18 protein-coding genes, 1 tRNA gene and 1 pseudogene are annotated in these 17110 nt (G+C 61.4%); 17 read left to right on the top strand and 3 right to left on the bottom strand.

The features are described from left to right. The 10 genes and pseudogenes from DV520_RS08590 to DV520_RS08630 all read left to right on the top strand — a co-directional run. Positions 1 to 370, top strand: a pseudogene (locus DV520_RS08590) (argininosuccinate lyase); the annotation flags it as partial. Further along, a complete protein-coding gene (argC, locus tag DV520_RS08595) occupies positions 367 to 1302 on the top strand; it encodes an N-acetyl-gamma-glutamyl-phosphate reductase (RefSeq protein WP_117142455.1) in 936 nt (311 codons plus the stop codon). The pseudogene DV520_RS08590 and the gene argC, both read left to right, overlap by 4 nt. A 66-nt stretch (positions 1303 to 1368) precedes the next feature. After that, the gene (gene argJ, locus DV520_RS08600; protein WP_117142456.1) at positions 1369 to 2604 is read left to right on the top strand and encodes a bifunctional glutamate N-acetyltransferase/amino-acid acetyltransferase ArgJ; all 1236 of its coding nucleotides are present in this window, start codon (positions 1369 to 1371) and stop codon (positions 2602 to 2604) included. Positions 2605 to 2632: 28 nt separating this feature from the next. Beyond that, positions 2633 to 3487, top strand: coding sequence for an acetylglutamate kinase (gene argB, locus DV520_RS08605; protein ID WP_117142479.1), 855 nt, complete (start codon positions 2633 to 2635; stop codon positions 3485 to 3487). A gap of 212 nt (positions 3488 to 3699) precedes the next feature. Further along, a complete protein-coding gene (locus tag DV520_RS08610; protein ID WP_117142480.1) occupies positions 3700 to 4878 on the top strand; it encodes an aspartate aminotransferase family protein in 1179 nt (392 codons plus the stop codon). A gap of 21 nt (positions 4879 to 4899) precedes the next feature. Next, on the top strand, positions 4900 to 5808 hold the full coding sequence (gene argF, locus DV520_RS08615; RefSeq protein ID WP_117142457.1) for an ornithine carbamoyltransferase: 909 nt from the start codon (positions 4900 to 4902) through the stop codon (positions 5806 to 5808). 256 nt (positions 5809 to 6064) lie between these two features. Then, positions 6065 to 6277, top strand: a complete 213-nt coding sequence (locus tag DV520_RS08620) for a FeoA family protein (RefSeq protein WP_021920861.1) — start codon at positions 6065 to 6067, stop codon at positions 6275 to 6277. 120 nt (positions 6278 to 6397) lie between these two features. Next, positions 6398 to 8419 carry a ferrous iron transporter B gene (gene feoB / locus DV520_RS08625; protein WP_117142458.1) on the top strand — a complete coding sequence of 674 codons (2022 nt, stop codon included), beginning with the start codon at positions 6398 to 6400 and terminating at the stop codon, positions 8417 to 8419. Positions 8420 to 8423: 4 nt separating this feature from the next. Then, complete coding sequence (locus tag DV520_RS12320; protein WP_021920864.1) at positions 8424 to 8597, top strand: FeoB-associated Cys-rich membrane protein; 174 nt, start codon at positions 8424 to 8426, stop codon at positions 8595 to 8597. 66 nt (positions 8598 to 8663) lie between these two features. Continuing rightward, positions 8664 to 9023, top strand: a complete 360-nt coding sequence (locus tag DV520_RS08630) for a heavy-metal-associated domain-containing protein (RefSeq protein WP_021920865.1) — start codon at positions 8664 to 8666, stop codon at positions 9021 to 9023. 165 nt (positions 9024 to 9188) lie between these two features. Here the strand turns inward: DV520_RS08630 and DV520_RS08635 are convergent, their stop codons facing one another. From DV520_RS08635 to DV520_RS08645, 3 genes are all read right to left on the bottom strand, one after another. Further along, a complete protein-coding gene (locus DV520_RS08635; protein ID WP_021920866.1) occupies positions 9189 to 9689 on the bottom strand; it encodes a methylated-DNA--[protein]-cysteine S-methyltransferase in 501 nt (166 codons plus the stop codon). An 83-nt stretch (positions 9690 to 9772) separates the two neighbouring features. After that, the gene (locus tag DV520_RS08640; protein ID WP_117142459.1) at positions 9773 to 10759 is read right to left on the bottom strand and encodes an Ig-like domain-containing protein; all 987 of its coding nucleotides are present in this window, start codon (positions 10757 to 10759) and stop codon (positions 9773 to 9775) included. Positions 10760 to 10813: 54 nt separating this feature from the next. After that, entirely contained in the window at positions 10814 to 11941 is a 1128-nt protein-coding gene (locus tag DV520_RS08645) for an FtsW/RodA/SpoVE family cell cycle protein (RefSeq protein ID WP_021920868.1), read from the bottom strand. A 182-nt stretch (positions 11942 to 12123) separates the two neighbouring features. Between DV520_RS08645 and tsaE the strand changes: the two genes are divergently transcribed. From tsaE to DV520_RS08680, 7 genes are all read left to right on the top strand, one after another. After that, on the top strand, positions 12124 to 12549 hold the full coding sequence (tsaE, locus tag DV520_RS08650; RefSeq protein ID WP_117142461.1) for a tRNA (adenosine(37)-N6)-threonylcarbamoyltransferase complex ATPase subunit type 1 TsaE: 426 nt from the start codon (positions 12124 to 12126) through the stop codon (positions 12547 to 12549). 35 nt (positions 12550 to 12584) lie between these two features. Continuing rightward, positions 12585 to 13307 (top strand): tRNA (adenosine(37)-N6)-threonylcarbamoyltransferase complex dimerization subunit type 1 TsaB, encoded by a 723-nt coding sequence (tsaB, locus tag DV520_RS08655; RefSeq protein ID WP_117142481.1) that lies wholly within the window; start codon positions 12585 to 12587, stop codon positions 13305 to 13307. Positions 13308 to 13330: 23 nt separating this feature from the next. Continuing rightward, positions 13331 to 13960, top strand: coding sequence for a uracil phosphoribosyltransferase (gene upp / locus DV520_RS08660; RefSeq protein WP_021920871.1), 630 nt, complete (start codon positions 13331 to 13333; stop codon positions 13958 to 13960). 168 nt (positions 13961 to 14128) lie between these two features. Then, positions 14129 to 14216 (top strand) — tRNA-Leu (locus tag DV520_RS08665). Positions 14217 to 14351: 135 nt separating this feature from the next. Then, positions 14352 to 15500 carry an AI-2E family transporter gene (locus DV520_RS08670; RefSeq protein ID WP_021920872.1) on the top strand — a complete coding sequence of 383 codons (1149 nt, stop codon included), beginning with the start codon at positions 14352 to 14354 and terminating at the stop codon, positions 15498 to 15500. Between the two features lie 102 nt (positions 15501 to 15602). Continuing rightward, entirely contained in the window at positions 15603 to 16199 is a 597-nt protein-coding gene (locus tag DV520_RS08675; RefSeq protein ID WP_117142462.1) for a TetR/AcrR family transcriptional regulator, read from the top strand. Between the two features lie 70 nt (positions 16200 to 16269). After that, complete coding sequence (locus tag DV520_RS08680; protein ID WP_117142463.1) at positions 16270 to 17058, top strand: class I SAM-dependent methyltransferase; 789 nt, start codon at positions 16270 to 16272, stop codon at positions 17056 to 17058. Positions 17059 to 17110: the final 52 nt, after the last annotated feature.

The raw sequence follows: 17110 nt of genomic DNA on the forward strand, positions 1-17110 counted from the left end.
GCCCGTCTTCACCGCCATGATCGACACCCTCACGGTCAACCGGGCCAACATGCGCCGGGCCGCCAACGGCGGTTTTATCTCCGCCACCGACTGCGCCGACTACCTGGCCAAAAAGGGCATGCCCTTCCGGGAAGCCTACGGCATCGTGGGCAAGCTGGTGGGGCACTGTATGGACACCGGCCACTCCCTGGAGACCCTCCCCCTGGAGGAGTATCAAAAGGTCTCCCCCTATTTCCAGGCCGACGTCTACGACGCCCTCTCCTTAGAAACTTGTGTGGAAGGACGGAAGGTCTACGGCGGACCGGCTCCGGAGGCAGTGAAAGTCCAAATGGAACACCTCAAGCAGTTTATCCAGGAGCGTGAAGCATGAAACCTGTGATTTTCATCGACGGACGGGAGGGCACCACCGGCCTGCAAATCTACGACCGGCTGACCCCCCGCCAGGATATCGAGCTTCTTCTCATTGACGAGGAAAAGCGCAAGGACCCGGCGGAACGGAAGAAATGCCTCAACGCCGCCGACCTGGTCTTCCTGTGCCTGCCCGACGAGGCGGCCCGGGAGGCGGTGGCCATGATTGACAATCCCAACACCCGGGTGATCGACGCCTCCACCGCCCACCGCACCGCCCCTGGTTGGGACTACGGGTTTCCTGAGCTCTCCCCCCACCATCGGGCGAGGATCGTCTGTTCTAAGCGGGTGGCCAACCCGGGCTGCCACGCATCTGGCTTCATTGCCTCCGTGTATCCCCTGGTCCAGTTGGGTCTGATTCCCCCGGACCATCCCCTGTGCGCCTACTCCCTGACCGGTTACTCCGGTGGGGGCAAGAAGCTCATCGCGGAGTATCAGGACCCCCATCGGGACCCCCGGCACGCCTCCGCCCGCATCTACGGCACCAATCTCCACCACAAGCATCTGCCGGAGATGGTCCACGTCTGCGGTCTGGCCGCCCCGCCGGTCTTCCACCCCATCCTGGGGGACTATATCCAGGGCATGGCCACCACCGTCCTGCTCCGCAACGACACCCTGCCCGGCCGCCCCACCGCCCAAGAGATCCACCAGGCGCTGTCCAGCTATTATGCGGGGCAAACCTTTGTCTCCGTGGCGCCTTTTGGCGGAGATGAGCCTGTGATCTACTCTGACACCCTGGTGGGCACCAACCAGCTGCGATTGATCGTCTGCGGTCACGAAGCGCAAACCACTGTGACCGCTCTCTTTGACAACTTAGGCAAAGGGGCCTCCGGCGCGGCGGTCCAAAATATGAATCTGATGCTGGGTTTTGCGGAGACCGCCGGTTTAGAATAACCGGCCGAGAGGGGCTCACTTCCCTATGCTTTTCTACACCATTCTCACCAAGGAGGTTTTTCTGTTATGAACATTATCACCGGCGGTGTCACCGCCCCCAAGGGTTTTCAGGCCGCGGGCATCCACTGCGGCATCAAAGACAACTTCACCACGCCCCAGCCTGACAAAAAGGACCTGGCCATGATCCTCTCCTCCGTCCCCTGCGCTGCCGCGGGCACGTATACCCGCAATGTGGTCAAGGCCGACCCGGTGATCCTCACCAAGGAGCACCTGGCCGACCACCAGGCCCGGGGGATCATTTTTGACAGCGGCAACGCCAACGCCTGCGCCCCCAAGGGCAGGGAGAACGCCCAGCGGATGGCCCAGGCCGCCGCTGCCGCCACCGGCCTGCGGCCCCAGGACTTCGCCGTCTGCTCCACCGGCATCATCGGTGTGGAGCTGAACATCCAGGCCATTGAGAAGGGGGTTCCCTCCCTGGTCGCCGCTCTGGCGGACACCCCCCAGGCCTCCCTGGACGCCGCCCACGCCATCCTCACCACCGACCTGAAGGTGAAGGAGATCGCCGTCACCGTGGAGCTGGGGGGCAAAACCGTCACCATCGGGGCCATCGCCAAGGGCTCCGGCATGATCCACCCCAACATGGGCACCATGCTCTGCGGCATCACCACCGACTGCGCCATTGACGGGGCCCTCCTGCAGGACATGCTCCGCCAGGTGGTCACCAAGACCTTTAACCGCATCACCGTGGACGGGGACACCTCCACCAACGACACCTGCGTCGTTCTGGCCAACGGCCTGGCGGGCAACCCCGCCATCACCGGTCCCGGGGAGGACTACGACATTTTCTTTGCCGCCCTGCGCCACGTCTGCGAGTACGAGGCCAAGATGATCGCCAGCGATGGCGAGGGCGCCGGCCGGCTCATCACCTGCACCGTGATGGGGGCCGAGACCGAGGAGCAGGCCGAGCAGATGGCCAAGGCCGTGGTCCGCTCTCCCCTGGTGAAATGCGCCGTTTTCGGCACCGACGCCAACTGGGGGCGGGTGCTGTGCGCCATCGGCTATTCCGGGGCGCAGTTTGATCCCAAGGACGTGGAGGTGAAGTTCCTCTCCCGGGCAGGAGAACTGCTGGTGTGCGCCGGAGGGCAAGGGGTGGCCTTCGACGAGGCACTGGCCAAGCGGGTCCTGTCGGAGGACGAGGTGGTCATCCAGGTGACCCTCACCAGCGGCAGCGCCACCTGCTCCTGCTGGGGCTGTGACCTGACCTACGACTACGTGAAAATCAACGGCGACTACCGCAGCTAATCCCAAAAGAGAGGACTCTCCCATGGACATGAACAATTATATGGAGCGCTCCACCGTCCTGGTGGAGGCGCTGCCCTACATTCAAAAATGGTACGGAAAGACCATTGTCATCAAGTACGGCGGCAACGCCATGATCTCCGAGGAGCTCCGCAGCGCGGTGATCAGCGACATCATCCTGCTCCACCTGGTGGGCGTCCGCGTGGTGATGGTCCACGGCGGCGGGCCGGAGATCGGCCACATGCTGGAAAAGGTGGGCAAGCAGTCCCGGTTCGTGGACGGCCTGCGGTACACCGACGAGGAGACCATGGACATCGTCCAGCAGGTCCTCTGCGGCAAGGTGAACAAGCACCTGGTCTCCATCATCAACAATCTGGGAGGCAAGGCCATCGGCCTGTGCGGCCTGGACGGGGCCCTCTTCCAGGCCAAGAAGCTGGACGAGAAGTACGGCCTGGTGGGTAAGATCGTCAAGGTGGCCCCTCAGGTGGTCAACGACGCCCTCAGCTGCGGCTACATCCCCGTGATTTCCACCGTGGCCCTGGGCATTGACAACGACACCGCCTACAACATCAACGCCGATACGGCGGCCGCCGAGCTGGCCATCTCCCTGGGGGCGGAGAAGCTCATTCTCCTCACCGATGTCCGCGGCGTGCTCCGGGACCCCAAGGATGACAGCACCCTGATCCGGCAGATCCGCCTGGAGGAGGTCCCCTCCCTGCTCTCCAGCGGGGTTATCGGCGGTGGGATGATTCCCAAAATCCAGTGCTGTGTCAACGCCCTGGAACACGGGGTCCACCGCACCCATATTTTAGATGGACGGATTCCCCACTCCATCCTCACTGAGATGCTGTCCCATCAGGGAATTGGGACGATGCTGTGGGAGTGAAAGAAGAATTTTGGGACCCGCTGCGCTTGGCTCCCAAAATGGGGAGACGACAGCCGACTGCGCGCACGGCCCCTCTGGGGCCGCACACTTGCGGCTGAGAAGTATGTTTTTCCCGGCGAAGCCGGGGAAAACATGGATTAGAAATTCTTTCCCACCCTGCGGGGCGGGAAACTCTGCGAGGCTTTTTGTAAGAGGAAAGGAGTGTGGGGATTGTGACCTTTGCAGAATTGAAGGCCCTGGATGAGACCTATGTGATGCATACCTATGGGCGGTTTCCAGTGGACATTGACCACGGGCAGGGCGCCACCCTGTACAGTCTGTCGGGGCGGAAATACATCGACTTTACCAGCGGCATCGGGGTTAATTCCCTGGGATATGGCAACCCCAAGTGGATGGCCGCCATTACAGAGCAGATTGGGAAGCTGGGGCATATCTCCAATCTGTTTTATACCCAGCCCGGGACCTTGCTGGCCCAGCAGCTGTGCACCCGCAGCGGAATGGACAAGGTCTTTTTCGGCAACTCCGGGGCGGAGGCCAACGAGGCCATGATCAAAGTGGCCCGGAAGTACAGCTTCGATAAGTACGGCAAGGGCCGCAGCACCATTCTCACCCTGAACCGCTCCTTCCATGGGCGGACCATCACCACCCTCACCGCCACCGGGCAGGAGAGCTATCACAACTATTTCTTCCCTTTCAACGAGGCCTTCCGCTACGCCGACCCCACTCTGGAGAGCATCCAGGCCCAGGCGGGGGACGACGTGTGCGCGGTCATGGTAGAACTCATCCAGGGGGAGGGCGGCCTGCGCCCCCTGGAGGTCTCCATGGTCCAGTCCCTGGCCGCCCTGTGCCGGGAGAAGGACTGGCTGCTGCTGGTGGACGAGGTCCAGACCGGCATCGGCCGCACCGGCAGCCTGTTCGCCTTCCAGCAGTTCGGCATCCAGCCGGATGTGGTCTCCTTCGCCAAGGGGATCGCCGGCGGCCTGCCCTTGGGTGGTATCCTCACCAACGAGAAGTGCGCCGGGGTCCTTACCCCTGGAACCCACGGCTCCACCTTCGGAGCCAACCCCGTCTCCACTGCCGCGGGCCTGGCGGTGCTGGAGACCATGGACCAGCCCTTCCTGGACCAGGTCCGGGAGAAGGGCGCCTACCTCCGGGCGGGCATCCAGGCCATCGGCAGCCCGGAACTGGGGGATGTTGTGGGCCTGGGCCTCATGCTGGGCATTGATGTAAAGGGCCCCCGGACCAACAAGGAACTGGCCGCCCTGCTCATCGACCACGGCCTGCTGTGCCTCACCGCCGGGGACCGGCTGCGCCTGCTGCCGCCCCTGGTCATCACCAAGGAGGAAATGGACGAGGGCCTGGCCATTCTGAAGCAGACCCTCATGGGATAAGAGAAAAAGGAGAACACATCCATGAAAAAAGACCTGCTGAAGCTGCTGGACCTGTCCAGCCAGGACATTCTCACCATTTTAGACACCGCCGACCAGCTCAAGGCCATGAAAAAAGCGGGCATCCAGCACCCCTTCCTGGCCGGGAAAACCCTGGCCATGATCTTTGAGAAGAGCTCCACCCGCACCCGGGTCTCCTTTGAGACCGGCATGTACCAGCTGGGGGGCAACGCCATTTACCTCTCCGACAAGGACAGCCAGATCGGCCGCAACGAGCCGGTGGAGGACACCGCCCGGGTGCTCTCCCGGTTCTGTGATGGCATCATGATCCGCACCTTTGCCCAGGAAGAGGTGGAGACCCTGGCCAAATACGCCTCCATCCCCGTGATCAACGGTCTGACCGACTTCTGCCACCCCTGCCAGGTGCTGGCTGATCTCATGACCATCCGGGAGCACAAGGGCAAGCTGGCCGGCCTGAAGCTGTGCTACATCGGTGATGGCAACAACATGGCAAACTCCCTCATCGTGGGCGGCCTCAAGTGCGGCATGACGGTGTCCATCGCCTGCCCCGATGCCTACCGCCCGGACCCTGCCGTTCTGGACTTTGCCCAGCAGTATCCCGGCATGCTCCAGTGCACCCCGGACATCCTGGCCGCCGCCAAGGACGCCGACGTCCTGTACACCGACGTGTGGGCCTCCATGGGACAGGAGGGCGAGTCCAGCCAGCGTAAGCTGGTCTTTGAGGGCTATCAAATCAACGACGCCGTTATGGCCGCCGCCCATCCCGGCGCCATGGTCCAGCACTGCCTGCCCGCCCACCGGGGAGAGGAGATCACCGCAGCGGTCTTTGAGTCCCACGCCGACGAGATCTTCGACGAGGCGGAAAACCGCCTCCACGCCCAAAAGGCCGTGCTGTATCTGCTCATGAAATAACGGAACCTGCCGTTCCATCCACGCCCGCGCCCTTGCGCGGGCGTGGATTTTTTCTTATAAAAATACCCATAAAACACGCCGCTCAGAACTATGTTTTTTCCTTGCTTTTTTGAAAGTTAGGGTTGACAAACTCCGAAAGAGGAGATATACTATGCAAGCAATTAGTTAGAGCTAATTACTTCTCTTTGCTTCACAAGTCAGCCGGCAGTTCGCGGCCGGAGCATGACCCGATTATTATATTTTTAATGGTGATAAAATGAATTTAAGAGATGCAGTAGAAGGTAAGGAGTATGTCGTCCGCCAAATTGACACGGAGGACGAGGATTTGAATGCCTTTTTATTTTCCCTGGGCTGCTACAGCGGAGAACATATTACCGTGGTCTCCCATTTGAAAGGCGGCTGTATTGTCTCCATCAAAGACGGACGCTACAACATTGACCATCAATTGGCCGACGCCATCATCATTTGAGCGTTGGGCGTTGTTGTGCGTCTTCTTCTTTTCGCTATAAGTTAGCTTTTGCTAATTTATAATAGGTATGCGCATCCGAGAGAGAGTCAAATCCAACAAACGACACGGGAGGAATCTGTCATGAGAATTGCCTTGACGGGCAACCCGAACTCCGGTAAGACCACCATGTACAATGCCCTAACAGGCAGGAACGAAAAGGTGGGCAACTGGGCGGGTGTCACGGTAGAGAAAAAGGAACACCCCATCAAAAAAGCCTATTACGGCGGGGAGGAGCAGCTGATCGCTGTGGACCTGCCCGGCGCCTATTCCATGTCTCCCTTCACCAGTGAGGAGAGCATCACCAGCGCCTACGTAAAGCACGAAAATCCCGATGTGATCATCAACATTGTGGACGCCACAAACCTCAGCCGCAGCCTGTTCTTCACCACACAGCTGCTGGAGCTGGGCATTCCCGTGGTGGTGGCCCTGAATAAGAGCGACATCAACGAGAAAAAGGACACCAAGATCGACGTGGACGCCCTGTCGGCCAAGCTGGGCTGTCCGGTCATCCGGACCGTTTCCACCTCCGCAGAGGGCCTGAAGACCGTGGTGGAGACCGCCGTGGCCCGGGCCAACGAGAGCCAGCTCGCCCCATACAGCGAGGGAAACATTGATCTGACCGACAAAAAGGCGGTGGAAAATGCCGACCGGGAGCGGTTTGATTTCGTCAACAAAATCGTCTCCAAGGTAGAGACCCGGAAGGTGCTGACCAAGGATAAGAATTCCGACGACCGGATCGACGCTGTCCTCACCAACCCGGTGGCGGGCATCCTCATCTTTGCCGGCATCATGTTCCTGGTCTTCCAGATTTCCCAGGCCTGGGTCGGCCCCCTCATCGCCGACACCCTGGTGGCCTGGCTGGAGACCTTCCAGGCCTGGGTGGGCACCCTGCTGGAGAATGCCAACCCCTTGCTGTCCGCCTTGCTGGTGGACGGTGTCATCGGCGGCGTGTCCGCCGTTATCGGCTTCCTGCCTCTGGTCATGGTCATGTACTTCCTGATCGCCCTGCTGGAGGACTGCGGCTACATGTCCCGTGCCGCCGTGGTGCTGGACCCCATCTTCAAGAAGGTGGGTCTGTCCGGCAAGTCCGTCATTCCCTTTGTCATCACCACCGGCTGCGCTGTCCCCGGCATCATGGCCAGCCGTACCATCCGCAACGACCGGGAGCGCCGGGCCACCGCCATGCTCTCCCCCTTCATGCCCTGCGGCGCAAAGATCCCCGTGATCGCGCTGTTTGCCGGCGCTTTCTTCGACGGAGCCGGCTGGGTGAGCTTCGTGATGTATGCCACCGGCATCGTTCTGATCTTCCTGGGCGCTCTGCTGGTGAACAAGATCGCCGGCTACAAGGCCAGAAAGTCCTTCTTCATCATGGAGCTGCCGGAATACAAGGCCCCCTCCCTGTGGGGCGCCTTTAAGTCCATGTGCAACCGCGGCTGGGCTTACATCAAAAAGGCCGCCACCATCATCCTGCTGTGCAACACCGTGGTGCAGGTGATGCAGACCTTCGACTGGAGCTTCCAGGTGGCAGAGACAGCGGACTCCTCCATCCTGGCCTCCATCGCCGGCCCCTTCGCCTATCTGCTGGTGCCCATCGTGGGCGTCCTCAGCTGGCAGCTGGCCGCCGCCGCCGTCACCGGCTTCATCGCCAAGGAGAACGTGGTGGGCACCCTGGCCGTCTGCTTCGTGGGTCTGGAGAACCTGATTGACACCGATGAGCTGGCGATGCTGGAGGGCACGGGCGCTGAGATTGCCGGCGTCATCGCCATCACCAAAGTCGCCGCCCTGGCTTACCTCATGTTCAACCTGTATACACCGCCTTGCTTCGCCGCCATCGGCGCCATGAACTCCGAGATGAAGAGCGGCAAGTGGGTCTGGGCCGGCATCGGCCTGCAGCTGTGCACAGGCTACACGGTGGCCTACCTGGTCTACACCATCGGCACCCTGGTGACCGCCCCCTCCACGCTGAACGTCGGCGCCGCTGTGGCTGGTTTGATCGCTGTCCTGATTATGGCCGCTGTCATCGTCTGCATGGTCCACAGAACCAATCGGAAGATCAAAGAGGACTATGCCCTGGCCGGCAATCAGGCTGCCATGAGCCGGTAAAGTTATGGTAGACGTCATCATTGTGGCCATCTTGGTCTGCATCATCGGCGGAATCCTGTTTTACCTGTATCGGGCCAAAAAACGGGGGGAAGTCTGCATCGGCTGCCCGTATGGCAGACAGTGCACAGGACACTGCGGCGGACATGGCCAAGAGACCAAACACAAGAAGAAACATTGATCCATTGACGGAAGGGGATGTGCGCCTTGGGGCCGCATCCCCTTCCCCCAAAAAGGAGGCACTGCAATGGGAACGGAAAATATCATCCTTCTCGTCCTTGTCGTCGTGGTTGTCGCCATCGGGCTCTGGTCTACCGTCCGTCACTTCCGCGGCAAGGGCGGCGGCTGCTGCGGCGGCGGAGATTACAAGCCCCGGAAAAAGAAGCTGTCCCATGTGGCCGGACAAAAGACCTTCCAGGTGGAGGGCATGCACTGCGAGCACTGCAAAGTCCGGGTCGAAGAAGCCGTCAACGACATCAAAGGCGCGGCCGGCAAGGTTGACCTGAAAAAGGGGCTTTTGACCGTGTCATACGCCGAATCCCTGGATGATGAGCAAGTAAAGCAGAAAGTCGAGCGAGCGGGCTACCACCTGACAGGCACACGTTAATCCCCAAAGGTGCCCCTGTCTCCTTTCTGTCTCTTTCCATTTCGAAAACAGCAAACCCCTGTCCCAGGCACCGTTTGGCCTGGGACAGGGGTTTTTCACTTGGGAAGCCTGCCAGACGCCTCTCCCCTGAGAGAAGGCCGGCAGGGCGGGATGTAGGGCAACGTCTCACCGGGCTCTCACCCCCCGTTTTCCCACCCGTCTGGGCGGTTTGGACTCTGGGATGGAGAGCCCTTCCAGCCTCAGCAGAAACCGCTTGCGCTCCACTCCGCTGGAATAGCCGCCCAGGGTTCCGTCCGCGGCGATGACCCGGTGGCAGGGGATGAGAATGGGCAGGGGGTTCCTCCCGTTGGCCTGTCCCACCGCCTGGAACGCCCGGGGAGACCCCACTTGGGCCGCCAGCTCCCGGTAGGAGATTACCCTTCCGTATGGGATATCGCACAGGCTCTGCCAAACCCGGCGCTGGAATGCCGTTCCATCCGGGTTGAGGGGGAGGGAAAACGCTTGCCGCTGACCGGCGAAATACGCTTCCAACTGGCGCTTTGCCTCTCGGAAGAGAGGCAGGTCGTCATAACTGCCATAGTCCCCATAGACCAGGGCAGTCAGGTGGTCGTCTTCCGCGAACAGGGTCAGAGGGCCTAAGGGTGAATGGATCACAGCTTGCTCCATGGCGTGCTCTCTTTCTTGGGCAGGACGCGGAGCCCTGGTTGCTGGGCTCCGCGTCCGTAGGCAAAGACGTTCACAGGTTTAGTTTACCAAATCCTGTCCCGAAAGTCCAGCACTTCCAGGGCCGAGAGAAGCATTTCCGCCGCCTGGGCCCGGGTAAGGGACGGGCTGAGGGACAGAGACCCGTCCTCCTCCGGGTTCAAAACCCCCACGGCCTCCAGATTGACCACGGACTGGTAGGCCCAGGCGGGGGCCGCGTCCTGGGACAAGGCCCCCGTGGCCGCCACGTCAGAGACCTGGAGCAGGCGGTTGAGCATCACCGCCGCCTCCGTCTGGGTAATCACCCGGTCAGGAGCGAATTCCGCCCCGTCGCCGTCCCCGCCGCTTCCCTGGACCATCCCGGCCCGAAGGGCTGAGGCCACATAGGGCTTGGCCCAGACGGAAATACTATCGTCGTCGGCAAAGCCGGTCATGGTGGCCTCGGGAAGGGTCTCCAGCCCCACCACGTCCATGGCCATGGCCAAAAACTCCTCCCGGGTCACAGGGGCCTCCGGCCGGAAGAACCAGGTCTCCCCCATCTGTTCCCCCACAAAAATATCCCGCTCCGCCAGGGCAATGGCCGCCTTGTGGGCGGGGTTGCCGGCCATGTCGGAATACGTGACCTTGGTATCCGGCTTCTGAATCTTGATCGAAACCACTGCGGGCTGGGAAACATTCCCCTCCCCATCCTCTGCCACATAGGTGAAGGAGTCCTTCCCCGTCTTGTTCTCATAGGGGGTATAGGTGAAGCGGGCCGAGCCCTCCTCGGCAAAGGTGATGGCCCCCCGGGCAGGGTTTTTGGTCACCCGGAAGGTCAAGGGGTCCCCTTCCGGGTCCACCGCGGAAAAGGTCCCACTGACCGCCACATCACGGTAGGTGGTCAAGGAAAAGTTCTCCGCGATGGGCAGGGACTGGTCTCCCCTCGCGGTATCGTCCTGGTCAAACAGCGCAAACGCCGGCAGGACCATGGAAAAGGAAAGGGCGGCGAGGATCACCAGGAACCCCAGCCGCCGGGAAAAACGGGACTGTGCCATTGGAATGACCTCCTCTTTGGAAAGTTGTCCTTAGTCTGTCCCCGGCCCGGGGGCTTATGCGCCCGGCCAATTGCCGCTTCCTCCCAGCTTCTCCTGTTTCATGGACATGACAATCCCCACCCCGCCGAAGGCGGTGAGCAGGGAGGACCCGCCGTAGCTGAAAAAGGGCAGCGTCACCCCCACCACAGGGGCCACGTACAGACACATGCCAATGTTCAAAATCGTCTGCGCGCCAAAGACGCCCGCCACGCCCATGGCCACCGCGGCAAACAGCGGGTCCCGGCTTCGGTGAGCCAGCCAGACGCAGCGAAACAGAATGGCCCCCAGCAGGGCCAGGATCAGCAGGCAGCCCACCAGGCCCAGCTCCTCCCCCGCCACGGAAAAAATGAAATCCGTGTGCCGGGCGGGCAGGGCCGACGGGGAGGGGCTCTGGGTCTGGGTCCCCTGGAGGTATCCCTGGCCCGTGACCTGGCCCGAACCAATGGCCAGCAGGCTGCGCTCCTGCTGGAATCCCTTTCCCAAGGGGTCCAGCCCATGGTCGAACACCACCAAAAACCGCATGCGTACATACTCCGGCAGCCGGGGCCAGAGCAAAACCACCGCTCCCACGCCCGCGGCCACCTCCCCCAGGAGCCAGAGGGGATGAACCCCCGCCGACCAGAGCATCACCAGGTAGACCGCCAGATAGACCGCCACCATGCCAATGTCCCCGGACACCCCATAGAGCAGCGCGCACAGGGCCAGGACATGGAGCAGCAGCAGAAACACCGCCTTGGGCCGGTTCAATCCCTTCTCCCCCAGCTTTCTCAGCTGAAGAGCCAGCAGGAGCAGAAAGGAGATTTTGACCACCTCCGCCGGCTGCAAATTGAATCCGCCCCCGGGCAGGGAGATCCAGCTCTTGTTCCCGGTTCCGTCGTCATTGCCCAGGGGGACCAGCAGGAGCAGAAGCCCCACATTGACCACAGGCAGCAGCCACCACAACTTCTCCAGCAGCTTTCTCACATCCAGCACGGACAGAAGCAGGCACAGGACAACCCCTCCCCCCAGCGCCACAGCCTGCTTTCCCACCAAGCCATGGAGGGTTTCCTCATACCGGGTGGCGCTGAAAATCAGCGCCAGGCCATACAGCGCCGCACTGAGGCAGAGAAAAAACAGCGGCCACTCCCGCTTTTTTCGTCCCACGGCACACGCCTCCCTTCCCATTCTCCCGGGGCTTGTCCCCCAGCGGGTCGTTTCTCCCTTCATCATACCCTGAACTGGCAATAAATTTTGTCGCAGAGGGGTGCAACTTTGCTCATTTTATGATAAAATACCCTCAATCTACTGGCGTCCCCCATGGCCGCCAGGAAAGGAACGGAACTGCCATGGAACGATATTCAGCAAGCGAACAGGAAACCGAGGCCATCGGCCGGGAGATGGCCCAGCGGCTGGCCCCGGGTGCTGTGGTGGCCTTCACCGGCGACCTGGGGGCGGGAAAGACCGCCTTTGTCCGGGGCATGGCCCAGGGCCTGGGCATTTCCCAGCGGGTGACCAGCCCCACCTTCACCATCGTCAACGAGTATGAGGGCGGCACCCTGCCTCTGTTCCACTTTGACATGTACCGCCTGCGGGACGCCGATGACCTGTTTGACATCGGCTGGGAGGATTTTCTCCGCCGGGGCGGCGTCTGCGCGGTGGAGTGGAGTGAAACCATCCAGGAGGCGCTGGAACCGGACACCATCTACGTGGACATCCGCCGGGGGGCAGAGACGAACCAGCGGATTCTCACCATCCGGGGACCCGGATGGTGACCCCCCAAACCAAGGGAAAGGACGGGTCTCATCCTGTGAAAATCTTAGCTTTGGAATCCTCCGCCGTGGCGGCCTCCGCCGCCCTGTGCGAGGACGAAACCCTCATTGCCCAGGCCTTCCAAAACAGCGGCCTGACCCACAGCCAAACCCTGCTGCCCATGGTGGAGCACCTGCTTCAGGGCTGCTCCCTCACCCCGGCGGACCTGGACCTCATCGCCGTGGCGGCGGGCCCCGGGTCCTTTACCGGGCTGCGCATCGGGGTTGCCACCGCCAAAGGGCTGGCCTGGGCCGCCCAGCGCCCCTGCGCCGGCTGCTCCACCTTGGAGTCCATGGCCTGGAACCTGGCTGGGTTCTCCGGCCAGGTCTGCGCCGCCATGGATGCCCGCCGGCATCAAATCTACAACGCCCGGTTTCAGGTGGATGGGCAGTGCCCCCGCCGCCTGACGCCGGACCGGGCCATCTCTCTGGACGACCTGGTTCAGGAGCTGGCAGGGACCCAAACCCCTCAACTGGTGGTGGGGGACGGCGCCCAGCTCTGCTATGACGCGTTGACCGCCGCGGGCATCCCCGCTGTTTTGGCCCCCCCCAATCTGCGGATGCAGAGCGCCTGGGGGGTGGCCCGTCAGGCCCTGGCGCTGGCCCAGGCCGGCCAGACGCTCTCCCCCGCGCAGCTTGTGCCGGTTTATCACCGGCTGTCTCAGGCGGAGCGGGAACGACTGGAACGGGAGCAGGCCGCCCAGACGCCCCATCCACAATAAATAGAAAGGGAGAAATGGAACAAATGGAAATGGTACACGTATTGGATCACCCCCTGCTGCAGCACAAGCTCTCCATCCTGCGGGATGAGACCACCGGGGTCAAGGATTTTCGGGAGATTGTCTGCGAAATCGCCACCCTCATGTGCTATGACGCCACCCGGAACCTCCCCCTCCAGGCTGTGGAGGTGCAGACCCCCGTGGCCAAGGCGGTGACCTACCAGCTGGCCGGTAAAAAGCTGGCCATTGTCCCCGTTCTCCGGGCGGGGCTGGGCATGGTGGAGGGCATCCTCACCCTCATCCCCTCCGCCAAAGTGGGGCACATCGGCCTGTTTCGGGACCCGGACACCCTGGAGCCTGTGAAATACTACTGCAAAATGCCCACGGACATCGCCGATCGGGACGTCATCATCCTGGACCCCATGCTGGCCACCGGCGGCTCCGCCTCCGCCGCCATCTCCTTTGTCAAGGAGTACGGCGTGAAAAACATCAAGCTGATGAACATCCTGGCCGCCCCCGAGGGCATCGCCCGGGTACGGAAGGACCACCCTGATGTGGAGATCTACGTGGCCGCGGTGGACGACCAGCTCAACGACCACGGCTACATCGTCCCCGGCCTGGGGGACGCCGGGGACCGGATTTTCGGAACCAAGTAAGGAAGCGATTCCCTCTCTCCGCCCCGGGCGGGCCCGGTCCGCCCGGGGCGGAAAACTTTTTCCAAAAAATCTGAAAAAAGTCGAAAAAATCCCTTGACAGCTGCCCACCCCTATGGTATTATAAGTCTCGCACTGAACGAGACACGGAACTCCGACAGAGCAAACAACGCGCGAGTGGTGGAATTGGCAGACTCGCTAGATTCAGGTTCTAGTGTGCAATACGCACGTGCGGGTTCAAGTCCCGCCTCGCGCACCAAACAGCCCTAACCAAACGGTTAGGGCTGTTTTCTTTCTCTCTTCCCTGGGCATTCCCCAGGTTCCGCTCCCAAAGGATTGACTTTTCCAACCATTTCCTGTAAAATGGCCCACCATAGGAGAGGACGGTGTTCCGATGGACTTAAACAAGAAAAACATGAAGCGGATAGCCCTGCTCATCGCCTTCGGGCTGCTGCTCTATTGGGGGCTCAACCACCCTGGGCAGGCCGGACAGATGCTTTCCACGGTCTTTTCCATCTTCCTGCCCTTTCTGCTGGGCGGCTGTCTGGCCTTTCTGCTCAATGTCATTCTCCGCCCCGTGGAACGGGGTTGGCGGCGCGCCTGGGGAAAACGGTACGGCCCCCGGCAAAAACGGGCCCAGCGGCCGGTGTGCCTGCTGGTGAGCACTCTGCTGCTGGTGGGGGTTGTCTTCGCCATCTTCTTCATTGTGGTCCCTGCCCTGAAGGACAGCGTGGTAAACTTTGTCAGCCTGCTCCCCAGCCGGCTGACCCATCTGGAGCACTGGTGGAACAACCTGGCGGGTTTTCTGGAGGCCCACTCCATTCAGCTGCCGGAATTCTCGCTCAATTCCGCAGAGCTGCAAAACAACATCACCTCCTTTCTCTCCAAGTATGGAGAGGATTTTCTCAACACCACCATCGGCATCACCTCCTCCATCTTCTCTCTGGTGGTCAACCTGGTGCTTGCCCTCGCCTTCTCCCTCTATCTGCTGGCCCAGAAAGAGACTCTGACCGGTCAGGCGAAAAAGGTGGTCCGGGCTCTCTTCTCGGAAAAATGGGCCCACTGGATCACCGACGTGGCCCGCATGACCAACCGGACCTTCTCCAATTTTGTCACCGGCCAGCTCACAGAGGCGGTTATTCTGGGCACCCTGTGCTTCCTGGGTATGCTGATCTTCCGCCTGCCCTATGCCGGGGTGATCTCGGTCCTGGTGGGCTTCACCGCCCTCATCCCCATCTTCGGCGCCTTCATCGGGGTGGGCATCGGGGCTTTCCTGATTCTTCTGGTCAGTCCCATAAAAGCCCTGTGGTTTATCCTCTTCTTCGTCATTCTCCAGCAGCTGGAGGGCAACCTCATCTACCCCCGGGTGGTGGGCAAGTCCGTGGGGCTGCCCGGGATCTGGGTCCTGGCCGCGGTGACGGTGGGCGGCAACGCCTTTGGGCTGGCGGGCATGCTGCTGGCCGTTCCCCTCTGTTCCGTTCTCTACACTTTGGCCAGGCAGGGTGTCAACGCCCGTTTGGCCCGCAAAGGGCTGTCCTCTTGACGTGGGCAGCCCCTTCGATTTTTCCCCATCCCCCTTGCCTTTGGGATGGGATCGTAGTATAATGGTTAGCAAACGCAAACCATCTAAAAGAGGAGGCCGCCGATGGGGGAACAAGATCAGCAGACCAGACAGCGCCTGCTGCGCTGCGCCAAGGCGGAGTTTCTCTCCCGGGGGTTTGAGCACGCCTCCCTGCGCCGCATCTGCGGGGCTGCCGGGGTGACCACGGGAGCGGTCTATTTTTTCTTCCAAAACAAGGAGGATTTGTTCGCCCAGATCGTACAGGACACTGCCCAACAACTGACCCAGCTGGGACATGAACTGGCCTCGGAGGAATTGGAACACCCAGACACTGGCCCCGACTGCGACCTCCGCTTCATGGCCTTTCTGTACCGCCACCGGGAGGAGGCCCTGCTCCTGCTGGAAGGGGCCAAGGGGACGCGATATGCGTCCTTTCGAGAGGAACTGTATGACACGATGCGGTCCGCCTTTTCCCTGTTTTTTCACCGGTACGGCGCACCGGACGCGGATGCGGAACTGATCCGGATTTTGGTGGAAATGCGGATGAAGGGAACTCTGGAACTGCTCAAGGGAGAGTATTCTATGGAACATGTGCTGCGGCTGACCCAACAGACCGGAATTTACGCCGACGGCGGTTTTCGGTCTCTGATCGCTTTCTTACAAAAAAACAGCAAAGGCTAAAGCCCGGAGCGAATGCTCCGGGCTTTTTACATAACAAAACATAACAACCGTTATCTAAGGAGGAACACACATGGATCAGAAGAAAACAGACTATGGGAACTGGGTCCCCCTGGCCCTCATGAAAAGGCTGGCCGCCATAGCCGGTGCGCTTCTGGCGGGCGAAGTCCTGCTGATTGTTCTGGATGGCCCCACGGCACTTACGCTCCTTGTGGGGGGATTGCTGGCCGCCGCCGTGATACTCTGGCTGTACATGCTTCGCTGCCGCGTTCTGTTCGACTTCAACCGGGGCGGTCTCATGGGACAGGTCCACCAGTATTTGACGGACCATCTGCCCTGGGACGGCCGGGGCACCCTGCTGGACATCGGCTGCGGCTCCGGCGCCCTCACCATCCGCTGCGCCAAACGGTTTCCCAACGCCAGCCTGGTGGGGGTGGACTACTGGGGCGCGGCGTGGAGCTACGCCAAGGAACAGTGCCAGCAGAACGCCGCCGCCGAAGGGGTCTCCCACCGGGTTCGCTTCCAAAAGGGGGACGCCGCCCACCTGGCCTTCCCCGACGAAACCTTCGAGGCCGCCGTCAGCAACTTTGTCTTCCATGAGGTCCGCACCCAGCCGGACAAGCGTGAGGTGGTACGGGAAGCCCTGCGGGTGGTCAAGAAAGGGGGCTGCTTCGCCTTCCAGGACCTCTTTGAGAAGGAATCCTTGTACGGAGACATGACGGACTTTTTGTCCCAGCTTCGGCAGGCAGGGGTGCAGGAGCTCCATTACATCCCCCATGTGGAGCGGCAGGGTTTTATTCCCCGCTATGTGCAGGCCCCGTGGATGCTCTCTGACGTGGGCCTTCTGTATGGGAGGAAATAGCCTTCTCTTTCCTTCCCCTCCGGGTCCCGGAGGGGAAGGTTCTTGCGCTTTT

The organism is Evtepia gabavorous (assembly GCF_003425665.1).
GTDB classification, from domain to species: domain Bacteria; phylum Bacillota; class Clostridia; order Oscillospirales; family Oscillospiraceae; genus Evtepia; species Evtepia gabavorous.

Excerpts from the sequence above, each read along its gene's own strand:
- argC (WP_117142455.1), top strand. The coding sequence starts at position 367 with ATGAAACCTGTGATTTTCATCGACGGACGGGAGGGCACCACCGGCCTG.
- DV520_RS08675 (WP_117142462.1), top strand. The coding sequence starts at position 15,603 with ATGGGGGAACAAGATCAGCAGACCAGACAGCGCCTGCTGCGCTGCGCC.
- DV520_RS08630 (WP_021920865.1), top strand. The coding sequence starts at position 8,664 with ATGGGAACGGAAAATATCATCCTTCTCGTCCTTGTCGTCGTGGTTGTC.
- DV520_RS08620 (WP_021920861.1), top strand. The coding sequence starts at position 6,065 with ATGAATTTAAGAGATGCAGTAGAAGGTAAGGAGTATGTCGTCCGCCAA.
- DV520_RS08640 (WP_117142459.1), bottom strand. The coding sequence starts at position 10,759 with ATGGCACAGTCCCGTTTTTCCCGGCGGCTGGGGTTCCTGGTGATCCTC.
- upp (WP_021920871.1), top strand. The coding sequence starts at position 13,331 with ATGGAAATGGTACACGTATTGGATCACCCCCTGCTGCAGCACAAGCTC.
- DV520_RS08670 (WP_021920872.1), top strand. The coding sequence starts at position 14,352 with ATGGACTTAAACAAGAAAAACATGAAGCGGATAGCCCTGCTCATCGCC.
- DV520_RS12320 (WP_021920864.1), top strand. The coding sequence starts at position 8,424 with ATGGTAGACGTCATCATTGTGGCCATCTTGGTCTGCATCATCGGCGGA.
- argB (WP_117142479.1), top strand. The coding sequence starts at position 2,633 with ATGAACAATTATATGGAGCGCTCCACCGTCCTGGTGGAGGCGCTGCCC.
- DV520_RS08680 (WP_117142463.1), top strand. The coding sequence starts at position 16,270 with ATGGATCAGAAGAAAACAGACTATGGGAACTGGGTCCCCCTGGCCCTC.
- feoB (WP_117142458.1), top strand. The coding sequence starts at position 6,398 with ATGAGAATTGCCTTGACGGGCAACCCGAACTCCGGTAAGACCACCATG.
- tsaE (WP_117142461.1), top strand. The coding sequence starts at position 12,124 with ATGGAACGATATTCAGCAAGCGAACAGGAAACCGAGGCCATCGGCCGG.
- DV520_RS08635 (WP_021920866.1), bottom strand. The coding sequence starts at position 9,689 with ATGGAGCAAGCTGTGATCCATTCACCCTTAGGCCCTCTGACCCTGTTC.
- argF (WP_117142457.1), top strand. The coding sequence starts at position 4,900 with ATGAAAAAAGACCTGCTGAAGCTGCTGGACCTGTCCAGCCAGGACATT.
- argJ (WP_117142456.1), top strand. The coding sequence starts at position 1,369 with ATGAACATTATCACCGGCGGTGTCACCGCCCCCAAGGGTTTTCAGGCC.